Below are 26,819 nucleotides of genomic sequence, written 5' to 3'. Positions count from 1 at the left end.
GCGCGAGGCCACTAGTTCGCCGTCCAGCCCCCGTCGAGGGCGATCGAGGTGCCGGTGAGGAACGCCGCCGGCGGGGAGCACAGGTAGGCCACCAGTTCGGCCACCTCGGCCGGCTCGATCAGCCGCTTGATCGCCGCCCGGGCCAGCATGATCTTCTCGACCACCTCGTCCTCGCCGATGCCGTGGGTGGCCGCCTGGTCGGCGATCTGGCTCTCCACCAGCGCGGTGCGCACGTACGCCGGGTTGATGCAGTTGGCGGTGACGCCGTGCGCGGCGCCCTCCAGCGCGACCACCTTGGACAGGCCCTCCAGCGCGTGCTTGGCCGAGACGTACGCGGCCTTGAACGGCGAGGCGCGCAGCCCGTGCACCGAGGAGATGTTCACGATCCGGCCCCAGCCGTTCGCGTACATCCGGGGCAGCGCGCGGCGGATCAGCAGGAACGGCGCCTCGACCATCACCCGCTGGATGTACTCGAAGCGCTCGACCGGGAAGTCCTGCACCGGCGCGACGTGCTGCAGGCCGGCGTTGTTGACCACGATGTCGGCGTCGACGTCGAGCCGGTCCACCGCCGCCGGGTCGGCCAGGTCGATCCCGACCGCCCGGCCGCCCGCCTCGGCGGCCACCGCCTCGGCCGCCGCCACGTCGCGGTCCAGCACCACGACCGTCGCGCCGGCCGCGGCCAGGCGCAGGGCACAGGCCCGGCCGATGCCGCCGCCACCACCTGTGACCAGCGCGATGCGATCGGTCAGGTCGACGTGTACGACGTGGGGGGCCGCCACTGGTTCTGCCGTCATGGCGCATGAACGTACGAGCCGGGTGCCCCCCGGCACATGGGGCGGCGACACATACTCCACCGCCCGCCTGTGTGGTGCGCCGCGTCACCACCCGTGCCCGGCGTGTCCGGCCGACCCGCCGTCGGCGGCCACCAGTAGGGTGTGTCGAACACACGTACTGCTGGCGGCTCGGGGAGGAGGCGGCGTGCGCGTGCTGGGCGTCGACCCGGGGCTGACCCGGTGCGGGGTCGGCGTGGTCGAGGGCGTGCCGGGCCGCCCCTGCACGCTCGTGGCCTACTACGTGGTCTACACCGACCCGGCCGACGACCTCGCGCTGCGCCTGCTGCACCTGGACCGCTCGCTCACCGACCTGGTCGCCGAGCACCGGCCGGACGCGGTAGCCGTGGAGCGGGTGTTCAGCCAGCACAACGTCCGCACCGTGATGGGCACCGCGCAGGCCAGCGGCGTGGCCGTGCTCGCCGGGGCGCGGGCCGGGCTGCCGGTGACGACGTACACGCCGAGCGAGGTCAAGGCCGCGGTGACCGGCTCGGGGCAGGCGGACAAGAAGCAGATGACCGCCATGGTGACCCGGCTGTTGCGGCTGCCCGAGCCGCCGAAGCCGGCCGACGCCGCCGACGCGCTGGCGCTGGCCATCTGTCACGTGTGGCGCGGGGGCACCCGGTCCAAGCTGGCCGCCGCCGCGCAACAGGCTCGACGAGGAGGGACGCGATGATCGCGAGCGTACGCGGCACGGTGACCGCCACCGGCCCGGATCACGCGGTGGTGGAGGTGGGCGGCATCGGCCTGGCCGTGCAGTGCGCCCCGGGCACGCTCGCCGACCTGCGCGTGGGCCAGCCCGCCCGGCTGGCCACCAGTCTTGTGGTCCGGGAGGACTCGCTCACCCTCTACGGCTTCGCCGACGACGACGCCAAGCAGTTGTTCGAGCTGCTCCAGACCGCCAGCGGGGTCGGTCCCCGGCTGGCCCAGGCGGTGCTCGCCGTGCACACGCCGGACGCGGTCCGCAAGGCCATCGCCAACGCCGACACCGCGGCGCTGACCCGGGTGCCGGGCATCGGCAAGAAGGGCGCCGAGCGGCTGGTGCTGGAGCTGCGCGACCGGGTCGGTCCGGTGCCGGTGGGCGCCGACGGCGCGGCCGGGGTGACCGGGGGCGCCTGGCCGGAGCAGGTGCGCCAGGCGCTGGTCGGGCTCGGCTGGACGGCGGGCCAGGCCGAGCAGGCCGTGGCCGCGGTGGCGGAGACGGTCGACGGCGAGACCCCGCCGGTGCCGGTGCTGCTCAAGCAGGCCATCCGCCTTCTGGGCCGGACGCGGTGACGGGCCCGCGCGGATGAGCGACGACAACCTGGTCTCGGCGTACGTGGACGACGCCGAGCGGGACGCCGAGGCGAGCGTCCGCCCGAAGCGGCTCGACGAGTTCATCGCCCAGCACCGCGTCCGCGACCAGCTCGACCTGCTGTTGCAGGGCGCGATGCGGCGCGGCTCCCCGCCCGACCACATCCTCCTGTCGGGCCCGCCGGGTCTCGGGAAGCCGGTGTCCGTGGAGGCTCTGGTCCTGTTGGAGAACGGATCACGGCGCCGGCTCGGTGACATCGAGGTGGGTGACCGGGTCATCACCCGAACCGGGGCGGGCGCCACCGTGCTGGCGGTGCACGAGCAGGGTGAACTGGAGTCGGTCAGGATCCGGACCACGAGCGGGCGGGATGTCGTCGCGGCACCCGACCACCCCTTCTGGACCACCGAGGGCTGGACGAAGGCGGGAGATCTCACCGACCGCGACTTCGTCGCCAATGTCCTGTGCCCGGAACTGGTCGCGGACACCGTTCAGGATGTCGCCGAGTACAAGCTCGCCGGCTATCTCATCGGCGACGGATGCACGACGAATCAGGTCACCTTCACGGGGGGTGACGAGGACGTGCTGGCCGACTTCCGGTCTGTTTGTGACCGGATCGGGCACAGTCACGTGACCAGGCCCAACAGTGCCCGCAGTTCGATGATCCGTATCTCGGGTCTTCAGCCCTGGCTGGCCGAACATGGCCTGCTCGGCAAGAACGCCTGGCAGAAGCGAGTGCCCGACTTCGTCTTCGAAGGTGACGCCTGGCAGGTGTCGGCGTTTCTCGGCGCCTACTTCGCCTGCGACGGTACGGTGAGCCGCCGGGGACGTGACCGGTACGACGTGGTCGTCGAGTTCTACAGCGTCTCACGGGGGCTGCTGGAGGACGTACAACACCTGCTGCTGCGGCTCGGTGTTCAGTCACGGCTCAAGCTCAAGCGCGGGCGTTACCAGGGTCGGCCGCACGAGTCCTGGCGGTTGAGCGTCACCAGCCAGGACGATGTGGCGCGGTTCGCGCAGCGTGTGACGGTGATCGGTGAGCGAGGTCGGCGGCTCGCCGAGTGGATGCCGCGTCGAGATCGATTCGACGAACGGCTCGCCGCCGACCGGGTGGCCTCCGTCGAGGCGGTCGGCCTGCAGGAGTGCCGGTGCCTGACCGTCGACGGCGACCACACCTTCACGGTTAACGACTTCGTGGTGCACAACACAACGTTGGCCAACATCGTCGCCGCCGAGCTGGGCACCGGGATCCGGGTGACCAGCGGCCCGGCCATCGAGCGTTCCGGTGACCTGGCCGCGATCCTGACCGGCCTCGCCGAGGGCGACGTGCTGTTCATCGACGAGATCCACCGGATCGCCAAGCCGGCCGAGGAACTGCTCTACAGCGCCATGGAGGACTTCCGGGTCGACGTGGTGGTGGGCAAGGGTCCGGGTGCGACCGCCATTCCGCTGGACGTGGAGCCGTTCACGCTGGTCGGCGCCACCACCCGCTCCGGCCTGCTGACCGGCCCGATGCGCGACCGGTTCGGCTTCGTCGCGCACCTGGACTTCTACGCGCCGGCCGACCTGGAGACGCTGCTGCACCGGTCGGCCCGGATCCTCGGCGTGCCGATCCGGGCCGAGGGGGCGGCGGAGATCGCCGGCCGGTCCCGGGGCACCCCGCGCATCGCCAACCGGCTGCTGCGCCGGGTGCGGGACTACGCCGAGGTACGCGCCGACGGCGTGGTCACGCTGGAGACGGCGCGGGCCGCGCTGACCGTCTACGACGTGGACGCGCTCGGCCTGGACCGGCTGGACCGGGCAGTGCTGACCGCGCTCGTCGACTCGTTCCGGGGCGGCCCGGTGGGCCTGTCCACGCTCGCCGTGGCGGTGGGCGAGCAGCCGGACACGGTCGAGGAGGTCTGCGAGCCGTTCCTGGTCCGGGCCGGGCTGCTGGCCCGTACCCCGCGCGGGCGGGTGGCGACGGAGGCCGCCTGGCGCCATCTGGGCCGCACGCCCCCGAATGGTACATTTGGGATGGATGCCCCTCCGGGGCCCGATCTGTTCTCGGTGCAGACCGACCAGCCGTGATCCGTTCGTGATCTGTGCCGCATTCGGTCTTCTCAGGAGCAGGGACTAGACTTCGCCGCGTTTGTACAGGACGTGAGAATTCGCTTCCGCTGCGGCGCCCTCCGGCGCCGGGGCGGACGCCAACCGGAAGGTCTACACCGTGCTTTACGCAGCAGCGAGTGGCGGAGGAGCCGGCGGTCTGACGCCGATCCTCATGATCGCTCTGCTCTTCGTCGTCATGTACTTCATGATGATCCGTCCGCAGCAGAAGCGCCGCCGCGAGGCTGAGCAGATGCAGTCCGCCCTCGCCCCGGGCGACGAGGTGGTCACCATCGGCGGCCTGCACGGCACGGTCACCGCGGTCGAGGACGAGACGGTCCTGCTGGAGGTCGCGCCCGGCGTGCAGACCCGGTACGCCCGCCCCGCCGTCGCACGGGTGATCAAGCGCGCCGAGGCTCCGGCTGAGGAGACGATCACCGAGGACGCCGAGCCGGTCAAGGAGTGACCACCCGCCCCGGACGGGGCAGCGGATTCATCCGTACAAGTGGATAGTTGGGGTCGGCGCCCGGCGCCGGCATCCGGCCGGGCCGTGCGGCGCCCCCACGCCGCGCACCAGCCGGCGTGCCGTGCTCCGGTGCCGACCCGCCGGAGCAGTCGGGCGGACACCCCCGGCCCGACAGTTGTCGCCGCCGCGGAAGCGGCGCGACCGTACAGGGAGACAGGACAGCCGTGGCACCACCTCAGGGACAGATGCGGCCCGGACGGCAGCTCGCCGTACTCGGCTTCATCTTCGTCGTCCTCTATCTTTTGGTGTTCTTCTCGGGCGGCGCCAGCGGCGGCTGGAAGGACCGGCTGGAGCCCCGGCTCGGCCTGGACCTCGTCGGCGGCACCCGGCTGACGCTCGAGGCCACGAACACCGTGGACGGCAAGCCCCCGACCGCCGACAACCTCGAGGAGGCCCGGCAGATCATCGAGAGCCGGGTCAACGCCTACGGCGTGGCCGAGGCCGAGGTGGTGACCGAGGGCAACCGCAACATCGTCATCTCCCTGCCCGGCCAGAACCGCGACCTGACCGACGTCGGTGAGGCCGCCGAACTGCGCTTCCGCAAGGTGCTCAAGGCCACCGACGGCAGTGGCGCCGCAGCCGCGCCCGCGCCGGTGCCCAGCGCCACCCCGTCCGGGTCCGCCAGCCCGGCGCCGTCGGGCAGCGCGTCGCCGAAGGCGAGCGCGAGCCCCAAGGTGAGCGGGTCGCCGAGCGCCGGCGGCCAGGGCGGCATGGCCCCGGCCTCCCCGTCGGCGACGCCGAGCGCCGCCGCGCCGAGCGCGAGCCCGAGCGCCGCCAGCCCGAGCCCGAGCGCCAGCGCCGAGCCGGTGCCGCAGAGCATCGAGCAGCAGCGCAAGGCCGTCGAGCAGAAGGTCGGCGCGCCCGCCTGGGCCGCCGCCTCCGGCCTGCAGGCCCCGGCGGACCTGACCACCGACCCGTCGCTGGCCGACAAGCTCAAGCCGTTCGGCACGCTTTCCCCGCAGGAGGTCGCGGTCCTGCCGGTGGAGATGCAGTTCAACGTCCCGACCATCACCTGCGCCCAGCTCGACACGCGGCCCGCCGCCTCGATCAAGGACGAGAAGCAGAAGGCGGTCGCCTGCGAGTCCGGCGCGAAATACCTGCTGGACGTGGCGAAGGTGCTCGGCACCGATGTCAAGGACGCCTCCGCTCAGCTCGACCAGACCAGCTCCTGGGTGGTCAGCCTGAACTTCACCGGCAAGGGCCAGGAGAAGTGGACCGCGCTGACCCGCGAGGCGTTCAACAACGAGGGCCAGGCCTGCGACCAGACCGCGCTCGGCCAGGACGGCAAGTGCCGCGTCGCCGTGGTGCTGGACAACGAGATCGTCTCGTCCCCGGAGATCCAGGGCGTGCTGACCGGTGACTCGCAGATCACCGGCAGCTTCGACAGCAAGGCCGCCAACGCGCTGGCCAGCCAGCTGCGCTACGGCGCGCTGCCGGTCACCTTCGAGCCGCAGGAGCAGCAGAACGTCACCGCCACGCTCGGCGACAGCCACCTCAAGGCGGGTCTGCTGGCCGCCGGCATCGGCATGCTGCTGGTCATCATCTACTCGTTCTTCTACTACCGTCTGCTCGGCTCGGTCATCTTCCTGAGCCTGGTGCTCTCCGCGCTCCTGGTGTTCGGCGCGCTCGTGGTGCTCGGCCGGTCGATCGGCTTCACGCTCACGCTCGCCGGCATCGCCGGCATGATCGTGTCGCTGGGCGTCGCCGCGGACTCGTTCGTCATCTACTTCGAACGACTGAAAGACGAGATCCGGGAGGGCCGCAGTCCACGCAGCGCGGTGCCGCGCGCCTGGATCCGGGCCCGACGGACGATCATCTCGGCCAACGCCATCACGCTGATGTCGGCGGTGGTGCTCTACATCGTGTCGGTCGGCGCGGTGAAGGGCTTCGCCTTCGCGCTCGGCCTGGCGACCGTGCTGGACCTGGTCGTCGTGTTCCTCTTCCGCCACCCGATCATGACGATGTTCGCCCGTACCAAGGCGTTCCTGTCGCCGCGGGTCAGCGGTCTGGGCCGGGCGCTCCCGGCCCGGTCGGCCGAGCCGGGCACCGCCCGCAACCCGCGTGTGAAGGAGGCCTGAGATGGCTAAGAGCGGTCTTGCCGCCCGGCTCTACCGGGGCGAGGCGGATCTCAACATCGTCGGGCGCCGCAACGTGTGGTTCGGCGTGGCGGGCCTGCTCGTGCTCGTCGCCGTGCTCAGCTTCGCGATCAGCGGGTTCAAGCTCGGCATCGAGTTCGCCGGCGGCAACTCGTTCCAGGTGCCGGCCAGCGTCGGGACGCTGGACCGGGCCGAGCAGGTGGTCGACGAGGTGCTGGCCGACGAGGCGCCCGGCGTCGAGGTGGTGAGCGCGCAGAAGGTCGGCGGCACCAGCGGCGAGTTCTACGAGATGCGCACCGGGCAGCTCTCCGCCGAGCAGGCGAACGAGGCCAAGGCCGCGATCGCTCAGGAGTTCGGCATCCAGGCCGACCAGATCAGCGGCAGCCAGGTCTCCGAGGCATGGGGCAGCCAGGTCACCTCGCGTGCCTTCCTCGGTCTGCTGATCTTCATCGCGGTCGTGTCGATCTACCTGGTGCTGCGCTTCGAGTGGCGGATGGCGGTCGCCGCCATCATCTCGCTGCTGACCAACCTGGTCCTCACCGCCGGCATCTACTCGCTCGTCGGCTTCGAGGTCACCCCGTCGACGATCATCGGCTTCCTCACGATCCTGGGCTTCGCGCTCTACGACGTGGTGGTGGTCTTCGACAAGGTGCAGGAGAACACGCGCGGCATCACCGCGAACAACAACGTCACCTACGGCGAGGCGTCCAACCTGGCGCTCAACCAGAGCCTCATGCGGTCGCTGAACACCTCGGTGGTGGCGCTGCTGCCGGTCGGCGGTCTGCTCTTCATCGGCGCCGGCCTGCTCGGGGCGGGCACGCTGAAGGACCTCGGCCTGGTGCTGTTCGTCGGTATGGCGGTGGCGTTCCTGACCTCGATCCTGCTGGCCACGCCGCTGCTGGTGCTGCTGAAGAACATGGACCCCCGGATCAGCGCGCACAACAAGCGGGTGCAGGCCCGCCGGGCCGCGCTCGCCCGCGGCGAGATCACGCCGAAGGGCCGGCCGGCCGCCGCGCCGGTCGCCGACGCGCCGATCGACCCGGAGGCGGCCGCGCTGGCCGGCGCCGCGCCCAAGGTGGGCGCCCGCCCGACCGGCAAGCGCCCCAGCGGAGCCCGCGGCGGTCGTCCCGCCGGTGGTGGCGGCAACCGGCCCGGCGGCAAGCGCCGCTGACCGTAGGACCGGACGGAATTGGTTCGACGGCGTCCGCCATGCTGATGTCACGGCATGACGGACGCCGTCGTCGTTTCGAGAGGACATGGGACATACCGTGACGGAGACCCACACCGCAGGGATACGCGGAGACATCGGCCCGGAGGTCGCCCAGCTCGTCGCCAGTCGGCTGCTGGACGTGCCGGACTTCCCCAAGCCGGGTGTCGTGTTCAAGGACCTGATGCCGCTGTTCGCCGACGGTGAGGCGTTCCGGGCGGTGATCGACGGCATCATCGCCCACCACGGGCCGGACTCGTTCGACACCGTCGCCGGCATCGAGGCGCGCGGGTTCGTGCTGGCCGCGGCGGTCGCGTACGCCACCGGGGTCGGCGTGGTGCCGGTGCGCAAGGCCGGCAAGCTGCCCCGGGCCACCCATTCGGTCTCCTACGCGCTCGAGTACGGCGAGGCGACGCTGGAGGTGCACCAGGACGCCTTCACCGCTGGTCACCGGGTGCTGGTGCTCGACGACGTGCTCGCCACCGGCGGCACCGCCGAGGCGACGCTCGACCTGGTGGAACGCGCCGGCGGGACGGTCTCCGGGTTCACCGTGCTGCTGGAGCTGGGCTTCCTGGCCGGCCGTGAGCGGCTGGCACCGCGCCCGGTCCATGCCCTGTTGACCGTTTGACCAGGCCGGCCCGTCCGGGCGGTCGGCACCGACCGCCCGGGGGAGCGGTGGCGTACCCTGCGTGCGGGTAGCATTGCCCTTTGCCCACCCCGGCCGAGCTGTCCGGGGCGGCGAAGGCGCCGGGGCCCGGCCCCCGGCGACCGCGTGGAACAACACCGGCCCCCGGGCCGGTTGAACCAGACGTCGGCCGGACGGCCGGCGCATTCCGGCGAGCGGTGAGGAGGCCGGTGTCCCACGATGTCGTCCCTCCGGTGGAGGGCACGGTGCACCCGACAGGCGACGCGGACGGCTCGGTGACCGAGCGCAGCGGCAACCCGCCGGCGCGGGCGATCGGTGCCACCGGCGCGTCCGACGCGACCGCCGACGGCGGGGCGGTCGTGGTGCCGTTCCCGACCGAGGGCTCCACCGAATCCCCGGCCGGCGGCGGTTTCGCCCTCTCCAACGCGCCCACCGGCCGACGGGTACGCGCCCGGCTGGCCCGGTTCAACGCGCCCTGGCAGACCTCGCAGGTCAGCGAGGTGCTGGAGCCGCTGATCGCGACGCACCGGGAGAACCACCCCAAGGCCGACGCGCGGCTGCTCCAGCGCGCGTTCGACACGGCCGCGCGGTGGCACTCGGGGCAGTACCGCAAGTCCGGCGACCCCTACATCACGCACCCGCTCGCGGTGGCGACCATCCTGGCGAACCTGGGCATGGACACCACCACGCTGGTGGCGGCGCTGCTGCACGACACCATCGAGGACACGGAATACACGCTCGACCAGATGCGCGCCGACTTCGGTGGTGAGGTCGCGCTGCTCGTCGACGGCGTCACCAAGCTCGACAAGGTCAAGCTCGGCGACGCGGCCAAGGCCGAGACCATCCGCAAGATGGTCGTGGCGATGGCGAAGGACCCCCGCGTCCTGGTGATCAAGCTGGCCGACCGGCTGCACAACATGCGGACGCTCACCTTCCTGCCCCGCCCGAAGCAGGAGCAGAAGGCCAAGGAGACGCTGGAGATCCTGGCCCCGCTGGCGCACCGCCTCGGTATGAACACGATCAAGTGGGAGCTGGAGGATCTCGCCTTCGGCACGCTGTTCCCGAAGCGGTTCGAGGAGATCAACCGGCTGATCGGGGAGCATCAGCCGCAGCGCGAGGCGTTGCTGCGCCAGGTGACCCAGAAGGTGTCCACCGACCTGAAGGCCGCCAAGATCAAGGCGGAGACGACCGGCCGGCCGAAGCACCTCTACTCGATCTACCAGAAGATGATCGTGCGGGGACGCGACTTCAACGACATCTACGACCTGGTGGGTGTGCGGATCCTGGTCGACACGGTGCGGGACTGCTACGCGGCGCTGGGGGTCATCCACGCCAACTGGCAGCCGGTGCCGGGCCGGTTCAAGGACTACATCGCGATGCCCAAGTTCAACATGTACCAGTCGTTGCACACGACTGTCATCGGGCCCACCGGCAAGCCGGTGGAGATGCAGATCCGCACGTACGCGATGCATCGCACGGCCGAGTTCGGCATCGCCGCGCACTGGAAGTACAAGGAGCACAAGGGCACCCCGGTGGTGGGCCCGCCGGCGCACATCGACGAGATGACCTGGCTGCGGCAGCTGCTGGACTGGCAGCGCGAGGCGGCCGACCCGAGCGAGTTCCTGGACGCGCTGCGGTTCGACCTGTCCAGCCAGGAGGTGTACGTCTTCACCCCCAAGGGCGACGTCATCCCGCTGCCGACCGGGTCGACGCCTGTGGACTTCGCGTACGCGGTGCACACCGAGGTCGGGCACAAGTGCATCGGCGCGCGGGTCAACGGCAAGCTGGTGCCGCTGGAGTCGACGCTCTCAAACGGCGACGTGATCGAGATCTTCACGTCGAAGTCCGACACCGCCGGCCCGACGCAGGACTGGCTCGGCTTCGTCAAGAGCCCGCGCGCGCGTACGAAGATCCGCCAGTACTTCAACAAGGAGCGGCGCGAGGAGGCGATCGAGGCCGGCAAGGACGCGATCGTCAAGGCGATGCGCAAGCAGGGCATGCCGTTGCAGCGGATGCTCACGTCGGACGCGCTGATGGCGATCGCCCGGGACCTGCACCTGGCCGACGTGGCCTCGCTCTACGCCGCGGTCGGCGACAGCCAGGTCTCCGCGCAGTCGGTGGTGCAGAAGCTGATGGCCTCCTACGGCGGCGAGGAGGGCGCGGCGGAGGACATCGCCGAGACCGCCGTCGCCACCCGGCCGCCGCGCAGCCGGCAGAGCAGCGCCGACCCGGGCGTGGTGGTCCGCGGCGTCAGCGACGTCTGGATCAAGCTGGCCCGCTGCTGCACGCCGGTGCCGCCGGACTCGGTCTTCGGGTTCGTCACCCGCTCCGGCGGGGTGAGCGTGCACCGGGACGACTGCGCCAACGCCGAGGACCTGCGTGCCCAGCCGGAGCGGGTGGTCGAGGTGAGCTGGAAGCTCACGTCGGCCTCGACGTTCCTGGTCGCCATCCAGGTCGAGGCGCTGGACCGGCACAAGCTGCTCGCCGACGTGACCCGGGTGCTGTCCGAGGAGCGGGTGAACATCCTGTCGGCGACAGTCACCACCACCCGGGACCGGGTGGCGGTGAGCCGGTTCAGCTTCGAGATGGCCGACCCGAAGCACCTGGGGCACCTGCTGGCCGCCGTCCGCAAGGTCGACGGCGTGTTCGACGCGTACCGGGTCACCTCGGGGGCCTGAGCCACCCACGACGCACGCGAAAGCGCCCGCCGGCTGGATCCGCAGCCGGCGGGCGCTTCGTCGTCGTGGGTGCGGTCAGCCGCCCTGGATCGGGCTCATGGTCACCTTGGTCATGGTGATCTCCTTCTTCGGGTGGCCGCCGCCGGCCTGCTTGGCGAACGCGCCGTCGTCACCGGCCGCGGCGACCTGCTTCACCACGTCCATGCCGTCGGTGATGGTACCCAGCACCGTGTAGTTCGGGTCGAGCGGCGAGTCGCCGTACACGATGAAGAACTGGCTGCCGGTGCTGCCCGGCTGGTTGGACTTCGCCATCGCGATGACGCCCTCCGGGTACGGCGGGCGCTTGTCGGTGGGCAGGTTCTCCTCGGCCAGGTTGTACGACGGCCCGCCGATGCCGTCGGTGTCCCGCCAGCCCTTCCCGGTGGCGCTCGGGTCGCCGCACTGGAGCACCTTGATGCCCTCGGTAACCAGCCGGTGGCACTTGGTGTTGTTGTAGAAGCCCTTCTCCGTCAGATGCGTGAAGCTACCGGCGGTGCAGGGCACCTTGGCGCGGTCGATCTTGGCGGTGATCTGGCCCAGGTTGGTGTCGATGGTCAGCGTCTGGGTGCCCTTGCCCGCCTGCTGGGCCGGCGGCAGGCCGACGTCCTTGATCTGCGGCGGCCGGCCCTCCTTGGGCACCTCCGTGTACGCGCACTGCACGGAGCCCGCGCCGGTGGCGCCGCCCGCCTGCTGCTCGTCGTCGTCACCGCCGAGCGAGGTGGCCAGCCAGACCGTGCCGGCCACGACGAGCACAAGCACCGCGGCGGCTCCGACGATCGCCTGGGTCTGCCGGCGCTTACGGGCCCGGCCGGCCCGCTCCGCCATCTCCCGTTCGAGCTTGGCTCGCGCCGCCGCGCGCTGGCGGTCTCTGGTGGACGTCACGGTCACTCCTCACCTGCTGCGTATGGGTCGGCGCGCGCGCCGGATCATGTCTGACACCGCCGGCGGCCGCCGGATCGGCTTGTCGGGTCAGCCCGCGCTGGCGCTGGGCGACGGCGCGGGGCTGCCGGCCGGTGCCGCGCCGGGCTCGCCGACGGTCACGCTCTGGACCAGCACCTGCGTCTTCGGCTTGACCTTGGCGCCATTGCCATTGTCCATCGTCGGCAGGGCGCCGATCTTCTCCACCACGTCGAGGCCGCCGGTGACCTTGCCGACCACGGAGTAGGCCGGCTTGGCCGGGCTGGCGTCCTTGAAGAAGATCAGGAACTGGCTGCCGTTGCTGCCCGGCGGGTTGCCGATCATGGCGACCGTGCCCTTCGGGTACGCCGGGGGCTGCCCGGGCGCCGGGGAGGCCGACGGGTCGGGCTCCGGCGCGGTCGGGACGTTCTCGTCGTAGAACGAGTAGGTCGGGCCGCCGAGCCCGGTGCCCGTGGGGTCGCCGCAGCGCAGCGCGCCCTCGGCGGTGATCTCGTGGCAGGTGGTGTTGTCGAAGAACGACCGGCCGGCCAGGTAGCTCAGGCTCGCCGCGCCGCACGGCGCGTCGGTCTGGTCCAGCTCCACCGTGATCGGCCCACCCTGGTTGGTGGTGATCGTCATCGGGCGGGTGCCCGAGGTGGGCAGGCCAGTGGTGGGCGGCTGGCCGACGTCCTTGAGGTTGGTGTTGACGGCGCCGTCCTCGGCGGTCCAGAGGCAGACGTCCTCGGCGGCCTTCTTCTCCGGCTCGGAGTCGAACGCGCCGAGCGCCCAGGCGGAGCCGGCCACGATCAGCACGAGCACCACCGCGGCACCGACGCCGGCCCGGATCTGCCGGCGGCGCTTCGCGGCCGCCGCCCGCCGGGCGAGCTGCCGATCGAGTTTGGCGCGCGCCAGTTTGCGCTGCCGGTCCCTGCTGGAAGCCACGTGTGCTCCCCTTCCTCTGCCTGATCGCCGCCGGCGCCGGGCGCCGTCCGCCGTTCCGATCGGGGTGCGCCACGCCACACGCCCGCCAGAGTGTACGGGTAGCGACTGTGAATGTGGTGTACGAGGTCCCGCCGTCTCAGCCCGGCCGGGGCAGGCGGGGCCGGTGGCGGGCGAAACCCGCTCGCCGCTGCGACTAGGCTGCAGGGGACGACGACCGGACGGAAAGGGGAGCGACGTGCTCGTGGCCGGCTTTCCCGCAGACGCCTTCGGCACCAACTGCTATGTGGTGGCGACCGGGCCGGGGGAGCAGTGCGTGGTGGTCGACCCCGGCATCGGGGTGCTCGACCAGCTCGACGCCGTGCTCGCCGAGCACCGCCTGCACCCGGCCGCCGTGCTGCTCACCCACGGCCACCTGGACCACACGTTCTCCGTCGCCCCGGTCTGTGGCGCGCGGGGCATCCCCGCCTACGTCCACCCGGACGACCGGGAACTGCTGGCCGACCCGAGCAAGGCGCTGTCGATGGACCTGACCCAGTTGTTCGGCGGCCGGCTGCCGTACGCCGAGCCGGACGACGTGGCCGAGCTGACCGACGGCGCGACGCTGTCGCTCGCCGGGTTGGAGATCACCGTCGACCACGCTCCCGGCCATACCGGCGGGTCGGTGCTGTTCCGGTTGCCCGGCGCCGGCTCGCCCTGGGAGGCGGAGCAGATCTGCCTCTCCGGTGACGTGCTGTTCGCCGGCTCGATCGGCCGTACCGACCTGCCGGGCGGCAGCATGCCCCGGATGCTGTCCAGCCTGCGGGACAAGGTGCTCCCGCTGGCCGACGACACGGTCGTCCTGCCCGGCCACGGCCCCGCGACCACGATCGGCCGCGAGCGCGCGACAAACCCGTTCCTCGTCGAGGTGGCGGGCACCGGCGGCGCGCGCCCGGCCGCGCCCACCCGAGGCCTCTAGACCCTCGCCCGCGCCCGCGCGGGTTCTCAAGGAGTTCGTGATGAGCAAGCCCACGCCCATTTCCGGCTTCCCGGAGTGGACCACCGCCCAGCGGATGATTGAGCAGTTCGTTCTCGATCGCATCCGCGCCACGTTCGAGCTGTACGGCTTCGCGCCGCTGGAGACCCGCTCGGTCGAGCCGCTGGATCAGTTGCTGCGGAAGGGGGATACCGCAAAGGAGGTCTACCTGCTGCGCCGGTTGCAGGCCGACGCCGACGGCCCGGCCGGTGACGACGCGCTCGGCCTGCACTTCGACCTGACCGTGCCGTTCGCGCGGTACGTGCTGGAGAACGCCGGCAAGCTGCAGTTCCCGTTCCGCCGCTACCAGATCCAGAAGGTCTGGCGGGGCGAGCGCCCGCAGGAGGGCCGGTACCGCGAGTTTCTCCAGGCCGACATCGACATCGTCGACCGGGACACGCTGCCGGCGCACTACGAGGCCGAGATGCCGCTGGTCATCGGCGACGCGCTGCGGTCGCTGCCGATCCCGCCGGTGCGCATCCAGGTCAACAACCGCAAGATCTGCGAGGGGTTCTACCGGGGCATCGGGCTGACCGACACGGAGGCGGCGCTACGTGCCGTGGACAAGCTCGACAAGATCGGTCCGGCCGGGGTGACGGAGCTGCTGGCGAGCACCGCCGGGGCGAGCGAGGCACAGGCCAAGGCCGTGCTGTCGCTGGCCGAGATCTCCGCGCCGGACGCCTCCTTCGCCGACGCGGTGCGCGGCCTCGGGGTGAGCGACCCGCTGCTTGACGAGGGCGTCGCTGAGCTGACCGCGGTGGTGGAGACCGCGGCCGCGCACGCGCCCGGCCTCTGCGTGGCCGACCTGCGCATCGCGCGGGGCCTGGACTACTACACGGGTACGGTCTACGAGACGCAGATGATCGGCTACGAGCGGTTCGGCTCGATCTGCTCCGGCGGCCGGTACGACAACCTGGCCAGCTCGGGCAACGTCCGGTTCCCCGGGGTGGGCATCTCGATCGGGGTGACCCGGCTGCTGGGCCTGCTGTTCGGCGCCGAGGCGCTGTCGGTGTCCCGTTCGGTGCCGACCTGCGTGCTGGTGGCGGTCACCGCCGAGGAGGACCGGGCGGCCAGTGACGCGGTCGCGGCGGCGCTGCGCTCGCGCGGTGTGCCCACCGAGGTGTCCCCGTCGGCGGCCAAGTTCGGCAAGCAGATCCGGTACGCCGAGCGGCGCGGCATCCCGTACGTCTGGTTTCCCGGCGCGGACGGTGACGAGGTCAAGGACATCCGTTCCGGCGAGCAGGTGCCGGCCTCGGCGGGGGAGTGGACGCCGCCCCGGGCGGACCTGAAGCCGCTGGTCGGCCCGGCCGGCACTGGCGTCTGAAGACGTTTCGACCTACGGTGGCGTAAGTTACGCCACCGTAGGGAGAACGTCGTGACCGTGCTCAGCCAGACCGCTCTGCTCACCGAACTCGAGCCGGTGGTCGAGAAGAACCTCGACCGCCACCTGTCGCTGGCCAAGGAGTGGTTCCCGCACGAGTACGTGCCGTGGAGCGAGGGCCGCACCTTCGACGGCCCGCTGGGTGGCGAGGCGTGGTCGCCGGAGGACTCGACGCTGCCCGAGGTGGCGCGGACCGCGCTGATCGTCAACCTGCTCACCGAGGACAACCTGCCCTCGTACCACCACGAGATCGCCACGCTGTTCGGGCGCGACGGCGCGTGGGGCACCTGGGTGCACCGGTGGACCGCCGAGGAGGGCCGGCACGGCACCGCGATCCGCGACTACCTCACGGTGACCCGGGCGGTGGACCCGGTGGGGCTGGAGCGGGCCCGCATGGTGCACATGTCGGCGGGCTACCAGAACGCGCACGACCAGGAGATGCTGCACTCGCTGGCGTACGTGTCGTTCCAGGAGCTGGCGACGCGCATCTCGCACCGCAACACCGGCCGGGCCACCGGCGACCCGACGTGCGAGGCGCTGCTGGCCCGGGTGGCCGCGGACGAGAACCTGCACATGGTCTTCTACCGCAACCTGCTCGGTGCCGCGTTCGAGCTGGCCCCGTCGCAGGCCATGCGCGCGGTCGCCGACGTGCTGGCCGACTTCCAGATGCCGGGCGTGGGCATCGACGGCTTCGCCCGCAAGTCGGTGGCGATCGCGCTGGCCGGCATCTACGACCTGCGCCAGCACCGCGACGACGTGGTGATGCCGGTGCTGCGCCAGTGGAACCTGTTCGACGTGACCGGCCTGAACGCCGACGGCGAGGCCGCCCGCGACCAGATCGCCGAGCACCTCGACACCCTGGAGACCCAGGCGTCCCGCTTCGAGGAGAGGCGCGCGGCCAGGGCCACTCGCCTGCTTGCACGCTAACCCCACGCCGCGCCTCCCCGCCCGAAGCGAGCTACCGAGAATCCTCGGTACGGCATGGTGGAGGGCGCCGGACGAGGCGTCGCTCAACGGATCGAAGCCGCAGCTCGGCACGTATTTGCTGCAGCCGGTAAACGCAGTGCGTAAATCGGTTGACATCATGGAGAAGGCGATGGTTTCGATCAAAGGTAGTCATGCATCTACCTTCATGATAGCGTTCTTCTCAACGCGCGGAGTTGTCGAATGGCAACCTCGTGTGCCGGAATCTGCCGACGAGAAAGGTGCTACCTATGCGACGAGGGGTAAAGCGAGCGATCACCGCAGCGGCCGCCACGGGGCTCGCTCTGGCTGCTATTCCCGGCACGCCCGCCTTCGCCATCTCGAAGGTGTCATGCACCAGTTCTACCGTGGACATCATTACGGCTCTCAACTATCACCACTGCTACAGTGGTGCGGGTACGGCGTACACGACCATCAACGGTGTGGTTCGTATCAAGGCCGGGAACAACACGGCTTTCGTGACGCTCTCGAACGGAGACATGATTTACTACAACCCCGGTGAGTCCACGACTTTCCCGGCCCCCGGCAAGACTATTACGGCGGTCAGGATCGTCTAGTCGCGCCTGCGCTGACTCGCGCCCGGCGCGTTGTTTTTTCAGACGCCCAGACCGGAGCTTGTCGCGCATCCTCGAACAAGGCTGGTATGCCTGAAGCAAGCCCTGAACGCCCTAGTGGGCGTCCAGGGCTTGCTTCATTGTCTGGGGAATTGTTCCCTGTCGGATGCGCACCCTGGTCGTACTCCGCCCGATCTTCGGCGGCGTGCGCCGTTGAGGGCATACGGGCCTCCCGCGCTCGGCAATGACCAGGTGCTCGGCTGGGGTGGGCGCCGCCTGGCCGACCTGGAGGGCTCGCTTGCTGAGCGTGCGCACCGCGACTGTGGCGGCGAGGTCCGGTCGGCTCGGGCCGCGCCGAGGGCGCGAGATCGCCGAGCCGCGCGGTGCCGGGTCCCACCGCCGCGACCCTGAACCGGTTCTGACAGATGGTGTCGATGTTGTTGCTTCGGTGTTACATCGCGCGCGGGTGCGAATCCGGGCAAAGCCATGTCTTGCTTATGATCTTAAATGTGTGAATACTTTGGGCATCCGGGAGGTTTCCCCAGGTCACCCGGGTTGTCCTCGGGCGCGCCCCCATGACAGCGCCCGTTCACCCCCATTCGGAGGTTGTTACATGCGACCCACGAGGTCCACGCTCCGCCGCGCCGCCGCAGTCGCCGTCGCCGGCACCCTGGTCACCGGCTCGCTCCTCGGCGCACCCGCGCAGGCCGCCCCCACGGCCCTCTCGCCGGACGCCGCCGCCACCCTCGTCGAGAAGCTCGGTGCCCGCGCGGCCGGCACGTACGCCGACGCCAGCGGGAAGATGATCGTCACGGTGACCGACACCGCGACAGCCCGCCAGGTGCGTGACGCCGGCGCCATCCCGAAGATCGTGGCGCGCGGCGCGGACAAGCTCAACGCCGCCACCGGTGAGCTGGAGCGCTCCGCGAAGATCCCCGGCACCGCCTGGTGGACCGACCCGGCCACGAACCAGGTCGTCGTCTCCATCGACAGCACCGTCACCGGCGCCAAGCTGGAGCGGGTCAAGGCCGCCGCCGCCCGGCACAACGGTGCGATCCGCATCGAGGCCGAGGCCGGCGTGCTGAGCACCCGGATCTCCGGCGGCCAGGCGATCTACGCCGGCGGCGGGCGCTGCTCGCTCGGCTTCAACGTGCGTAGCGGCTCGACGTACTACTTCCTCACCGCCGGGCACTGCACCAACATCGGCTCGACCTGGTACTCGAACTCCAGCCGCACCACGGTGCTCGGCACCCGGACCGGCACCAGCTTCCCGGGCAACGACTACGGCATCGTGCGGCACAGCAACTCGGCCAACGCGGCCGGCAACGTCTCGCTCTACAACGGCAGCACCCAGGACATCACCTCGGCCGGCAACGCGTACGTCGGCCAGTCCGTCCGCCGTTCCGGCAGCACCACCGGCGTGCGCAGCGGCAGCGTCACCGCGCTGAACGCGACCGTCAACTACGCCGAGGGCAGCGTCTCCGGCCTAATCCGCACCACCGTCTGCGCCGAGCCGGGCGACAGTGGCGGCTCGCTGTTCGCCGGCACCACCGCCCTGGGCCTCACCTCCGGCGGCAGCGGCAACTGCTCCTCCGGTGGCACGACCTACTTCCAGCCGGTCACCGAGCCGCTCAGCGTCTACGGCGTGAGCGTCTTCTGATCCACGCACTCCCACGAACGGGCCGCCGGGCGACCGGCGGCCCGTTCCGCGTACCCGATCAGGCGCCCGCGCCCCGGCGGCCGGGACTGACCGGCGGCCCGCCCGGGCGCGGAGGCTCGGCCGGCCGGGCCGCCCAGTGCCGGTGCGCCAGCCGCGCGGACAGCACGGCGGCCAGCGGCCAGAGCGTCACCGCGAGCGCCGCCACCCGTTCGGCCAGCCCGGTCCGGGAGCCGCCCGTCACCTCGACCACCGACCAGCCGAACAGCGCCAGCAGCACCGCCGTCGCGGCCAGCGCCACCGGCCGGCGGAACGCCCACGGCGGCCGGCCCGCCGGGGAGGCGGCCACCTCGCGCGGCACCCGCAGGGGCAGGCGCAGCGCCGTTCCGGCCGGCCAGAGCGCCAGCGCGAGCACCGCCACCGTGGCCACCACGCCGTGCGCCGGGGAGCCGCCCACCTGCGGGCGGGGGAACGCGATGAGCGCGACGGTGGCCACCCCGCCGATCGCCAGCAGGAAACGGCTGGGCAGCCCGGCGGCGTGCAGCGCGGCGGCGGTGGCGCAGTAGCAGCAGCCGAGCAGCACCAACGCGCCGCCCATCAGCCACGGATCGGTAGCGCCCTCGCCGGCCAGCTCGCTGATCGTGTCGCGGACCGGGTCGTATCCCGCCGGCTGGCGGGCGCCGGCCACCGTCCAGCCCGCCACCAGCAGCGCGGGCGCGGCGGCCGCGGTGGCCACGGCCCAGCTCGGTACGGCACGCACCCGGCCACGGTAACCGCCGGCGACGCGCGCCACCGGGCTTTGTCGCCTCCCGGGAGGGGCCGGGCTCGACGGGTGCCCGGGAGCGGGCCCGCCCGCCCTGACAGAATGCGGGGAGCAGTGAGTGGACCAGATTGAGGAGACGCCAGCCGTGATCCGTACCCACAATGCCGGAAGCCTGCGCGCCGCGGACGCCGGCTCGACGGTGACCCTCGCCGGGTGGGTGGCCCGCCGGCGCGACCACGGCGGCGTCATCTTCGTCGACCTGCGCGACGCCTCCGGCGTCGTGCAGGTGGTCTTCCGCGAGGAGGACGCGCACGCGCTGCGCAACGAGTTCTGCGTCAAGGTCACCGGCGAGGTGACCCGCCGTCCGGAGGGCAACGAGAACCCGGACCTGCCCACCGGCGAGGTCGAGGTGACCGCGTCCGCGCTGGAGGTGCTCTCCGAGGCCGCGCCGCTGCCGCTGCCGGTGGACGACCAGATCGAGGCCGGTGACGACATCCGGCTCAAGTACCGCTACCTGGACCTGCGGCGGGGCGGCCCGGCCAAGGCCATGCGGCTGCGCTCGCGGGCCAACCAGATCGCCCGGGGCGTGCTGCACGAGCGCGACTTCCTGGAGATCGAGACGCCGACGCTGACCCGCTCCACCCCGGAGGGCGCCCGCGACTTCCTGGTGCCGGTGCGGCTCCAGCCGGGCAGCTGGTACGCGTTGCCGCAGTCGCCGCAGCTGTTCAAGCAGCTGCTGATGGTCGGCGGCATGGAGCGGTACTACCAGATCGCCCGCTGCTACCGCGACGAGGACTTCCGCGCCGACCGGCAGCCGGAGTTCACCCAGCTCGACATCGAGATGTCGTTCGTCACCGAGGACGACGTGATCGACCTCGGCGAGGCGATCGTCTCGGCGCTGTGGAAGGACCTCGCCGGCTACGAGATCTCGCGGCCGATCCCGCGCATCACCTGGCACGACGCCATGTCCCGGTACGGCTCGGACAAGCCGGACCTGCGCTACGGCGTGGAGCTGACCGAGCTGACCGACTACCTGCGCGGCACCGCGTTCCGGGTGTTCGCGGGCGCGATCGACGCGGGCGGCTACGTCGGCGCGGTGGTCATGCCCGGCGGCGCGGCGCAGACCCGCAAGGAACTGGACGGCTGGCAGGACTGGGCCAAGGCGCGCGGCGCGCGCGGCCTGGCGTACGTGGTGCTGGACGCCGAGACCGGCGAGCCGCGCGGCCCGGTGGCGAAGAACCTGTCCGAGGCGCACCTGGCCGGCCTGGCCGACGCGGTCGGCGCGAAGCCCGGCGACGCCATCTTCTTCGCCGCGAGCACCAACACCCGCGAGGCGCAGGAGCTGCTCGGCGCCGCCCGGATCGAGATCGCCAAGCGGGCGAACCTGGTCGACGAGAGCGCCTGGGCGTTCTGCTGGGTGGTCGACGCGCCCATGTTCGAGCCGACCTCCGACCAGGAGAACGGCGGAGCGGGTGGCTGGACCGCCGTGCACCACCCGTTCACCTCGCCGAACGCCGAGTGGGTGGACCGGTTCGAGTCCGCGCCGGACCGGGCGCTGGCGTACGCGTACGACATCGTCTGCAACGGCAACGAGATCGGCGGCGGCTCGATCCGTATCCACCGCGGCGACGTGCAGCAGCGGGTGTTCGACCTGCTCGGCATCACCGCCGACGAGGCGCAGGACAAGTTCGGCTTCCTGCTGGAGGCGTTCAAGTACGGCGCCCCGCCGCACGGCGGCATCGCGTTCGGCTGGGACCGGGTCTGCATGCTGCTGGCCGGCGCGGACTCGATCCGCGAGGTGATCGCGTTCCCGAAGACCCGGGGCGGCTTCGACCCGCTGACCGGCGCGCCCACCCCGATCACCGGGCAGCAGCGCGCCGAGGCCGGCATCGACGCCAAGCCGAAGGCGCCGGCCGGTCCGCACGCCGGCACCGCCGGCCCGGCCGCCCCGGTGGCCGACCCCACCTGATCGTCACCTGCCGGAGAGGCCCGCGTCATGATGACGCGGGCCTCTTCGATCTTCAGGGGGAGTGATGAGACTGCTCGTGGTGCGTGCCAGCGGCCGGTGAGGTGGTGCTCGACTCCACCCGCGCCACCGGGCTGCTGCGGACCCGCCTGCGGGGGATCTTCGAGCTGTACGTCTAGTTGCACGGATTCTTTGCAAGCATCTTGTGCATGGAAAGTGTGCACAGATATTGTGCATCTCATGGAGGAGAAGAAGGAGCGCACCGTACGCATCGACCACCGCCAGGTCCGTGCCCTGGCGCAGCCGCTGCGCATGCGGCTGGTCGGGGCGCTGCGCGTGGGCGGCCCGGCCACCGCCACCGCCCTCGCCGAGGCGCTCGGCACCAACAGCGGCGCGACCAGCTACCACCTGCGCCAACTCGCCGAGGTCGGACTCGTGGTGGAGGACCCGAGCCTCGGCACCGGCCGCCAGCGCTACTGGCGGGCCGCGCACGACGTCACGAACTGGGAATCAAGCGACTTCGACGACGACCCCGACGCGCGGGCGGCCATCGAGTGGATCGAGGCGGACTACGTCCGCTTCTTCGCCCAGCACGCCGAACGCTGGTTCGCCCAGCGGCACCGGTGGTCGCCGGCCTGGCGCGACGGCTTCGGTATGGGTGACTTCTTCATGCGGATTCCGGCCGACCGCCTCAAGGTGATCCAGGACGAGGTCTTCGCGGTCTTCGAGCGGCACCGCGACGCCACCGACCCCGACGACCCCGACGCCGAGACGGTGCAGTTCTACCTCGCCGCCCTGCCGATGGACGCGGCCTACCCACGGTCCACCCCGCCGCCCGCCGAGGAGAAGCCGTGACCACGCTGTCCGTACGCCAGATCCGGACCCGCTACCTCACGCTGTACGGCCTGCGCTGGCTGCCCAGCGGCCTGCTCATACCGGTGATGATCCTGCTGATGCAGGAGCGCGGGCTCACGCTGTCCCAGATCGGCCTCGTCGCCACCGCGCAGGGCCTCGTCGTGCTGGCGCTGGAGCTGCCCACCGGCGGCTTCGCCGACGCGCTCGGGCGCAAACCGGTGCTTGTCGTCGCCTGGGTGCTCGGCCTGGGCTCGCTGGCGCTGATGGCGGTGGCCGACTCGTTCTGGATGTTCTTCCTGGTCTGGGCATTGCAGGGCGTCTACCGGGCGCTCGACAGCGGCCCGATGGAATCCTGGTACGTCGACGCCACGCTCGCCGTCGACCCGAAGGCCGAGTACGAGCGCGGCCTCGGCTGGGCCGGCACCGTGATCGGTGTCGCCATCGGCGCGGGCGCCCTGCTCAGCGGCGGCCTGGTCGCGCTCGGCCCGGTCGGCCCGGTCAGTGCCCTCGCGCTGCCGGTGATCGTCGCCGCCGTCCTCCAGGCCGTCTCCGTCGTGGCGCTGCTGGCGCTGATGGCCGAGCGGCGGCCCGCGTCCGGCCCGGCCGCGCTGCGCGCCTCCGTGGTCGACGCGCCCCGGATGGTCGGGCAGGCAGTCGGGTTGCTGCGCCGCAACCGGGTGCTCGCGGCCCTGGTCGCCGTCGAACTGTTCTGGGGCTTCGGCATGGTCACCTTCGAGTCGCTGCTGCCGGTGCGCCTCGCCGAGGTGCTCGGCGACCCGGACCGCGCTGCGGCGCTGCTCGGCCCGGCCAGCACGGCGGCCTGGCTCGCCAACGCCGCCGGCGCCGCGCTCACCCCGTTCCTGCTGCGCCGTCTCGGCGCCGCCCCGGCCGCCGCGCTGATGCGGATCCTGCAGGGCGTGACGGTGGTCGGCATGGGCCTGCTGGCCGGCCCGGTCGGCATCCTCATCGCGTACCTGGCCTGCTACACCGTGCACGGCGCGTCGAACCCGCTGCACATGGGACTGCTGCACCGGCAGGTCGACGGGCCGTACCGGACGAGTGTGCTGTCGCTCAACTCGATGGCCGCCCAGCCGGCCGGCGCGCTCGGCGCGGTCACGCTCACCGCGCTGGCCGACGCCACGAGCGTCGGCGTCGCCATGGTCGTCGGCGGTGTGGTGCTGGCAGTAGCCGCGCCGCTCTACCTGCCGGCCTGGCGCGCCGGTCGCCGTACCCCGCCGGACACCACTGTGGAACCGGAGGTGACCGGCGGCGGCCCCGGCCACGCCGGCCTGGTCGCCGAGCCCGGCCCGTCCCACGACGCGACCGCCGCAGCGGCCCCCGCCGGCCGCGCCTGAGCCCGGCCCCCGCACCCGGCCCGGGCCCCCGTTGCGAGCCACTCACGCGGAAGCGGGCCCGGGCGGGCGCTGCGGGTCAGGCGAGCGCGACGGAGGTGCGGCGTTAGGCGGCGGTGAAGCCGAGCCGCCGGTACAGCCGGATCGCGCCCACGTTGTCCGGGTGGACGCCCAGCGCCACGACGTCGTACCTGCCGAACAGGGCACGCGTCATCCCGGCGGTCAGCGCCGCGCCCAGCCCTCGGCTGCGATCCGCGCCGCAGGCGAGCAGCGCGGCCCGCCCGGTCAGCACCTCGTCGACCGTGATCATTCCGTCAGCGTACGAGCATCAGGGCCGGTGCCGGAGGTCGAGCCACCGTCCGTTCCACGGTGGAGATTGACGAACAGACCGATTGGGTACATCCGTCGCCGACCTGCTGGGAACCCCCACCGGAGGAACGACATGCTCGCCATTCTCGCGGCCATCGTGTTCGGCTTCGCGCTGCTGCTCGACTTCATGAACACCGACCTCGGCGCGCCCGATCTGTTCAGCACCTCGACCCTCATGCTCATCGGCTTCCTGCTGCTCTCGCTCTACCTGGCCGGCGTCGGCTCCGGCCCGCGCGGCGGCGGTGGCGGCCGGTGGTACCGGGGCCGGCGGCCGGGTCGCGGCTGACCGGAAAAGACCACCCGGGTCGGGTCGGCGGCGCGATTCCGGCGTCGTCGGCCCGGCCCGGTACTGTTCTCGTGATGGAATCGGACGCCCTCTTCACCCTCGGCGAGCCGGCCGGCGCACCCGCGGGCGCGGGCGGCACCGACGGCTTCACCGACACCCGGGCGGATTCGCCCCTGCCTGTGCGGATGCGGCCGGCGGGCATCGACGAGCTGGTCGGGCAGGAACACCTGCTCGCGCCGGGGGCGCCGCTGCGTCAGCTGGTCGAGGGCGCGGCGCCGTTGTCGGTGATCCTCTGGGGGCCGCCGGGCAGCGGCAAGACCACCATCGCCCACCTCGTGGCCCGGGCCACCGACCGGCGGTTCGTGGCGATGTCCGCGCTGACCGCAGGCGTGAAGGACGTCCGTGCCGTGATCGACACCGCCCGTCGCCAACGCCGGTCCGGCGGCCCGCCCACGGTGCTGTTCATCGACGAGGTGCACCGGTTCAGCAAGACCCAGCAGGACTCGCTTCTCGCCGCCGTCGAGGACCGTACCGTCACGCTGCTCGCGGCGACCACGGAGAACCCGTACTTCTCGGTCATCTCGCCGTTGCTGTCACGCTGCGTGCTGCTCACCCTCCAGGCGCTCGACGACGACGACGTACGCGGGCTGCTGCGCCGTGCGGTGGCCGACGAGCGCGGGCTCGGCGGCGCGCTGGTGCTGGCCGAGGAGGCGGAGGACCACCTGGTCCGGCTCGCCGGGGGCGACGTGCGCAAGGCGCTCACCGCACTGGAGGCGGCGGCGGCCACCGCCACAGCGCTCGACACCGGCCGGATCGACCTGGCCGTGGCCGAACAGGCGGTCGACGTGGCGGCCGTGCGATACGACCGGGACGGCGACGCCCACTACGACGTGACGAGCGCGTTCATCAAGAGCATGCGCGGCTCGGACGTGGACGCGGCACTGCACTGGCTGGCCCGGATGCTGGTGGCCGGGGAGGACGCCCGGTTCATCGCCCGCCGGCTGGTGATCTTCGCGAGTGAGGACGTCGGCATGGCCGATCCCACCGCCCTGACGGTGGCCACCGCCGCCGCCCACGCGGTCGAGTACGTGGGCCTGCCGGAGGCACAGCTCAACCTGGCCCAGGCGGTCATCCACCTGGCCACCGCGCCGAAGTCCAACTCAGCCACCACAGCTATCGGCGCCGCCGTCACCGACGTACGCGCCGGTCGTGGTGGCCCGGTGCCGCGCGGCCTGCGCGACGCCCACTACTCCGGCGCGCGGGGCCTCGGTCACGGCGCCGGCTACCGCTACCCGCACGACGACCACCGGGGGGTGGTCACCCAGCAGTACGCTCCGGACGACCTCGTCGGAACCGACTACTACCAGCCCAGCGGGCACGGCGCGGAGCGGGCGGTGGCCACCCGGCTGCCGCTGCTGCGCCGGATCGTCCGCGGGCTGCCGGCTCCGGCGACCCGCGCGGAGGCCGGCGCCCCGGCCGCCGCGAACGGGGCCCGGGTGGGGGGCGGCGAGCAGTCCAGCGGGGCGAGTGAGGGCGGCAGCGACGCCGCCGAGGGGGGTCAGTAGTGATGGCGCGTGGTCCGGAGCGGCCGGCGGACGGCCCCGACGAGCGGCGCGACCCGCGGGGCAAGGGCCGCCGGTGGGGACGCGGCCGGGCCGAGTCCGAGCTGGACCCGACAGTCGTCGGCGAGGAGCTCGGCTGGATCGACGACCTGCGTACCGCCAAGCAGCAGGGCGGTGAACTCGGGCCGGACGGGGATCTCCCGGCGTCGCATCCCGGCACCGACCCGTCGCGTCCCGGCCCGGCCCGGCCGGCCGCCCCGAGCCCGGGCCCCGGCATGCCGCCGGCCGCCGGCCGCACGGCCCCGCGGCCCCCGGCTCCGGGCGCGCCGCAGCCCTCGACCGGTCAGCCGGTGCCGCCTCCGTCGGCAGCCCCGCCCGGTGCGCCGTCGGCCGCCGTGCCCTCGGGTCCCGGCCGGGCCGTACCGCCCCCGGCCACCGCACCCCATGGTCCCGGCCGGCCCGTACCGCCCCCGGCGGCGCCACCCCAGGCTCCGGGCCGGTCCGTACCGCCGTCGCCCGTCGCGCCACAGACCGCGGGTCGTTCCCGGCCGGGCGGTCCCGTCCCGGGCGACCGAACCGACCCGGCGATGCCCCCCGCGACCGGCCGTTCCGGCCCGGCTGCGCCCCCGGCCGCGGGCCGCCCCGGCGCCGCAGTGCCTCCGACCCCCGGACGGCCGGGCGTGGACCCGCCCGCGTTCCCGGGTCGGGCCGGCATGGACCCGTCACCGCCGGCCGGCCGGCCCGGCATGGACCCGCCCCCGGCCGGGGGCCCGTCGTCGGGGGTCCGCCCACCTGTGGTGGACGCGCCCTCCGGCGGTGGCCGGCCCGGTCCGGAGAC

At 72.3% G+C, this 26,819-nt stretch carries 23 protein-coding genes and 2 pseudogenes; 20 read left to right on the top strand and 5 right to left on the bottom strand.

Annotated features, from left to right (window positions below):
- Positions 1 to 11: 11 nt before the first annotated feature.
- Positions 12 to 794, bottom strand: coding sequence for a 3-hydroxybutyrate dehydrogenase (locus tag AB0B20_RS08360; protein WP_357469190.1), 783 nt, complete (start codon positions 792 to 794; stop codon positions 12 to 14).
- A gap of 184 nt (positions 795 to 978) precedes the next feature.
- On the opposite strand from AB0B20_RS08360, the gene ruvC reads away from it, so the two are divergent.
- From ruvC to AB0B20_RS08310, 10 genes and pseudogenes are all read left to right on the top strand, one after another.
- On the top strand, positions 979 to 1,506 hold the full coding sequence (gene ruvC / locus AB0B20_RS08355) for a crossover junction endodeoxyribonuclease RuvC (RefSeq protein ID WP_357386543.1): 528 nt from the start codon (positions 979 to 981) through the stop codon (positions 1,504 to 1,506).
- Positions 1,503 to 2,105 carry a Holliday junction branch migration protein RuvA gene (gene ruvA, locus AB0B20_RS08350; protein ID WP_030271013.1) on the top strand — a complete coding sequence of 201 codons (603 nt, stop codon included), beginning with the start codon at positions 1,503 to 1,505 and terminating at the stop codon, positions 2,103 to 2,105. The genes ruvC and ruvA overlap by 4 nt, the downstream gene beginning before the upstream one ends.
- Positions 2,106 to 2,118: 13 nt before the next feature.
- Positions 2,119 to 2,319 (top strand): annotated as a pseudogene (locus tag AB0B20_RS08345) (Holliday junction branch migration DNA helicase RuvB); the annotation flags it as partial.
- A 462-nt stretch (positions 2,320 to 2,781) separates the two neighbouring features.
- A pseudogene (locus tag AB0B20_RS08340) lies at positions 2,782 to 3,135 on the top strand (LAGLIDADG family homing endonuclease); the annotation flags it as partial.
- A 51-nt stretch (positions 3,136 to 3,186) separates the two neighbouring features.
- Positions 3,187 to 4,191 (top strand): Holliday junction branch migration DNA helicase RuvB, encoded by a 1,005-nt coding sequence (gene ruvB, locus AB0B20_RS08335; protein WP_357386596.1) that lies wholly within the window; start codon positions 3,187 to 3,189, stop codon positions 4,189 to 4,191.
- A gap of 139 nt (positions 4,192 to 4,330) precedes the next feature.
- Positions 4,331 to 4,675, top strand: coding sequence for a preprotein translocase subunit YajC (yajC, locus tag AB0B20_RS08330; RefSeq protein WP_357386541.1), 345 nt, complete (start codon positions 4,331 to 4,333; stop codon positions 4,673 to 4,675).
- Between the two features lie 224 nt (positions 4,676 to 4,899).
- On the top strand, positions 4,900 to 6,813 hold the full coding sequence (gene secD / locus AB0B20_RS08325) for a protein translocase subunit SecD (RefSeq protein WP_357386539.1): 1,914 nt from the start codon (positions 4,900 to 4,902) through the stop codon (positions 6,811 to 6,813).
- A 1-nt stretch (position 6,814) separates the two neighbouring features.
- Positions 6,815 to 8,002, top strand: coding sequence for a protein translocase subunit SecF (gene secF / locus AB0B20_RS08320; protein ID WP_357469186.1), 1,188 nt, complete (start codon positions 6,815 to 6,817; stop codon positions 8,000 to 8,002).
- A 97-nt stretch (positions 8,003 to 8,099) separates the two neighbouring features.
- Complete coding sequence (locus tag AB0B20_RS08315; protein ID WP_357469183.1) at positions 8,100 to 8,666, top strand: adenine phosphoribosyltransferase; 567 nt, start codon at positions 8,100 to 8,102, stop codon at positions 8,664 to 8,666.
- 251 nt (positions 8,667 to 8,917) lie between these two features.
- Positions 8,918 to 11,362 carry a bifunctional (p)ppGpp synthetase/guanosine-3',5'-bis(diphosphate) 3'-pyrophosphohydrolase gene (locus AB0B20_RS08310; RefSeq protein WP_357386594.1) on the top strand — a complete coding sequence of 815 codons (2,445 nt, stop codon included), beginning with the start codon at positions 8,918 to 8,920 and terminating at the stop codon, positions 11,360 to 11,362.
- A 75-nt stretch (positions 11,363 to 11,437) separates the two neighbouring features.
- Here AB0B20_RS08310 and AB0B20_RS08305 read toward each other — a convergent pair whose 3' ends face one another.
- On the bottom strand, positions 11,438 to 12,283 hold the full coding sequence (locus AB0B20_RS08305) for a peptidylprolyl isomerase (protein ID WP_357386533.1): 846 nt from the start codon (positions 12,281 to 12,283) through the stop codon (positions 11,438 to 11,440).
- 87 nt (positions 12,284 to 12,370) lie between these two features.
- The gene (locus AB0B20_RS08300; protein WP_357469180.1) at positions 12,371 to 13,240 is read right to left on the bottom strand and encodes a peptidylprolyl isomerase; all 870 of its coding nucleotides are present in this window, start codon (positions 13,238 to 13,240) and stop codon (positions 12,371 to 12,373) included.
- A gap of 235 nt (positions 13,241 to 13,475) precedes the next feature.
- Here AB0B20_RS08300 and AB0B20_RS08295 point away from each other — a divergent pair, with 235 nt between their 5' ends.
- The 5 genes from AB0B20_RS08295 (at position 13,476) to AB0B20_RS08275 (ending at position 18,831) form a co-directional block, all read left to right on the top strand.
- Positions 13,476 to 14,195, top strand: a complete 720-nt coding sequence (locus tag AB0B20_RS08295) for an MBL fold metallo-hydrolase (protein WP_357386529.1) — start codon at positions 13,476 to 13,478, stop codon at positions 14,193 to 14,195.
- 40 nt (positions 14,196 to 14,235) lie between these two features.
- Positions 14,236 to 15,576 carry a histidine--tRNA ligase gene (gene hisS / locus AB0B20_RS08290; RefSeq protein ID WP_357386527.1) on the top strand — a complete coding sequence of 447 codons (1,341 nt, stop codon included), beginning with the start codon at positions 14,236 to 14,238 and terminating at the stop codon, positions 15,574 to 15,576.
- A 51-nt stretch (positions 15,577 to 15,627) separates the two neighbouring features.
- Entirely contained in the window at positions 15,628 to 16,560 is a 933-nt protein-coding gene (locus tag AB0B20_RS08285) for an acyl-ACP desaturase (RefSeq protein WP_357469177.1), read from the top strand.
- A 287-nt stretch (positions 16,561 to 16,847) separates the two neighbouring features.
- Positions 16,848 to 17,174 carry a beta/gamma crystallin domain-containing protein gene (locus AB0B20_RS08280; RefSeq protein ID WP_357469174.1) on the top strand — a complete coding sequence of 109 codons (327 nt, stop codon included), beginning with the start codon at positions 16,848 to 16,850 and terminating at the stop codon, positions 17,172 to 17,174.
- Positions 17,175 to 17,784: 610 nt separating this feature from the next.
- On the top strand, positions 17,785 to 18,831 hold the full coding sequence (locus tag AB0B20_RS08275) for an alpha-lytic protease prodomain-containing protein (RefSeq protein ID WP_357386523.1): 1,047 nt from the start codon (positions 17,785 to 17,787) through the stop codon (positions 18,829 to 18,831).
- Positions 18,832 to 18,889: 58 nt separating this feature from the next.
- On the opposite strand, the gene AB0B20_RS08270 is transcribed toward AB0B20_RS08275, so the two are convergent.
- Positions 18,890 to 19,588 (bottom strand): DUF998 domain-containing protein, encoded by a 699-nt coding sequence (locus AB0B20_RS08270; protein WP_357386521.1) that lies wholly within the window; start codon positions 19,586 to 19,588, stop codon positions 18,890 to 18,892.
- Between the two features lie 148 nt (positions 19,589 to 19,736).
- On the opposite strand from AB0B20_RS08270, the gene aspS reads away from it, so the two are divergent.
- The 3 genes from aspS to AB0B20_RS08255 all read left to right on the top strand — a co-directional run bounded on the left by aspS (position 19,737) and on the right by AB0B20_RS08255 (position 23,767).
- Positions 19,737 to 21,560: an aspartate--tRNA ligase gene (aspS, locus tag AB0B20_RS08265; protein ID WP_357386592.1), complete on the top strand. Its 1,824-nt coding sequence runs from the start codon at positions 19,737 to 19,739 to the stop codon at positions 21,558 to 21,560.
- A gap of 237 nt (positions 21,561 to 21,797) precedes the next feature.
- A complete protein-coding gene (locus AB0B20_RS08260; protein ID WP_357386519.1) occupies positions 21,798 to 22,412 on the top strand; it encodes a helix-turn-helix domain-containing protein in 615 nt (204 codons plus the stop codon).
- Complete coding sequence (locus tag AB0B20_RS08255) at positions 22,409 to 23,767, top strand: MFS transporter (protein ID WP_357469171.1); 1,359 nt, start codon at positions 22,409 to 22,411, stop codon at positions 23,765 to 23,767. Before AB0B20_RS08260 ends, AB0B20_RS08255 begins: the two co-directional genes overlap by 4 nt.
- Before the next feature lie 103 nt (positions 23,768 to 23,870).
- Here AB0B20_RS08255 and AB0B20_RS08250 read toward each other — a convergent pair whose 3' ends face one another.
- Complete coding sequence (locus AB0B20_RS08250) at positions 23,871 to 24,074, bottom strand: GNAT family N-acetyltransferase (RefSeq protein ID WP_357386515.1); 204 nt, start codon at positions 24,072 to 24,074, stop codon at positions 23,871 to 23,873.
- Between the two features lie 132 nt (positions 24,075 to 24,206).
- Between AB0B20_RS08250 and AB0B20_RS08245 the strand changes: the two genes are divergently transcribed.
- Together AB0B20_RS08245 and AB0B20_RS08240 are read left to right on the top strand one after the other, a co-directional pair.
- A complete protein-coding gene (locus AB0B20_RS08245; protein WP_018785054.1) occupies positions 24,207 to 24,419 on the top strand; it encodes a hypothetical protein in 213 nt (70 codons plus the stop codon).
- A gap of 74 nt (positions 24,420 to 24,493) precedes the next feature.
- Positions 24,494 to 25,984 (top strand): replication-associated recombination protein A, encoded by a 1,491-nt coding sequence (locus tag AB0B20_RS08240; protein ID WP_357386513.1) that lies wholly within the window; start codon positions 24,494 to 24,496, stop codon positions 25,982 to 25,984.
- Positions 25,985 to 26,819: the final 835 nt, after the last annotated feature.

The sequence above is a fragment of the Micromonospora sp. NPDC049151 genome, from assembly GCF_040648395.1.
In the GTDB taxonomy this organism is placed as follows: Bacteria; Actinomycetota; Actinomycetes; order Mycobacteriales; family Micromonosporaceae; genus Micromonospora.
Note: the sequence above shows the minus strand (reverse complement) of the source record. Positions and strands in the feature narration are given on the sequence as shown.

Bases quoted from the DNA above. Each gene is read 5' to 3' on its own strand.
- AB0B20_RS08360 (WP_357469190.1), bottom strand. From the start codon at position 794: ATGACGGCAGAACCAGTGGCGGCCCCCCACGTCGTACACGTCGACCTG.
- ruvA (WP_030271013.1), top strand. From the start codon at position 1,503: ATGATCGCGAGCGTACGCGGCACGGTGACCGCCACCGGCCCGGATCAC.
- ruvB (WP_357386596.1), top strand. From the start codon at position 3,187: ATGCCGCGTCGAGATCGATTCGACGAACGGCTCGCCGCCGACCGGGTG.
- secF (WP_357469186.1), top strand. From the start codon at position 6,815: ATGGCTAAGAGCGGTCTTGCCGCCCGGCTCTACCGGGGCGAGGCGGAT.
- hisS (WP_357386527.1), top strand. From the start codon at position 14,236: ATGAGCAAGCCCACGCCCATTTCCGGCTTCCCGGAGTGGACCACCGCC.
- AB0B20_RS08280 (WP_357469174.1), top strand. From the start codon at position 16,848: ATGCGACGAGGGGTAAAGCGAGCGATCACCGCAGCGGCCGCCACGGGG.
- AB0B20_RS08275 (WP_357386523.1), top strand. From the start codon at position 17,785: ATGCGACCCACGAGGTCCACGCTCCGCCGCGCCGCCGCAGTCGCCGTC.
- AB0B20_RS08260 (WP_357386519.1), top strand. From the start codon at position 21,798: ATGGAGGAGAAGAAGGAGCGCACCGTACGCATCGACCACCGCCAGGTC.
- AB0B20_RS08250 (WP_357386515.1), bottom strand. From the start codon at position 24,074: ATGATCACGGTCGACGAGGTGCTGACCGGGCGGGCCGCGCTGCTCGCC.
- AB0B20_RS08245 (WP_018785054.1), top strand. From the start codon at position 24,207: ATGCTCGCCATTCTCGCGGCCATCGTGTTCGGCTTCGCGCTGCTGCTC.
- AB0B20_RS08240 (WP_357386513.1), top strand. From the start codon at position 24,494: ATGGAATCGGACGCCCTCTTCACCCTCGGCGAGCCGGCCGGCGCACCC.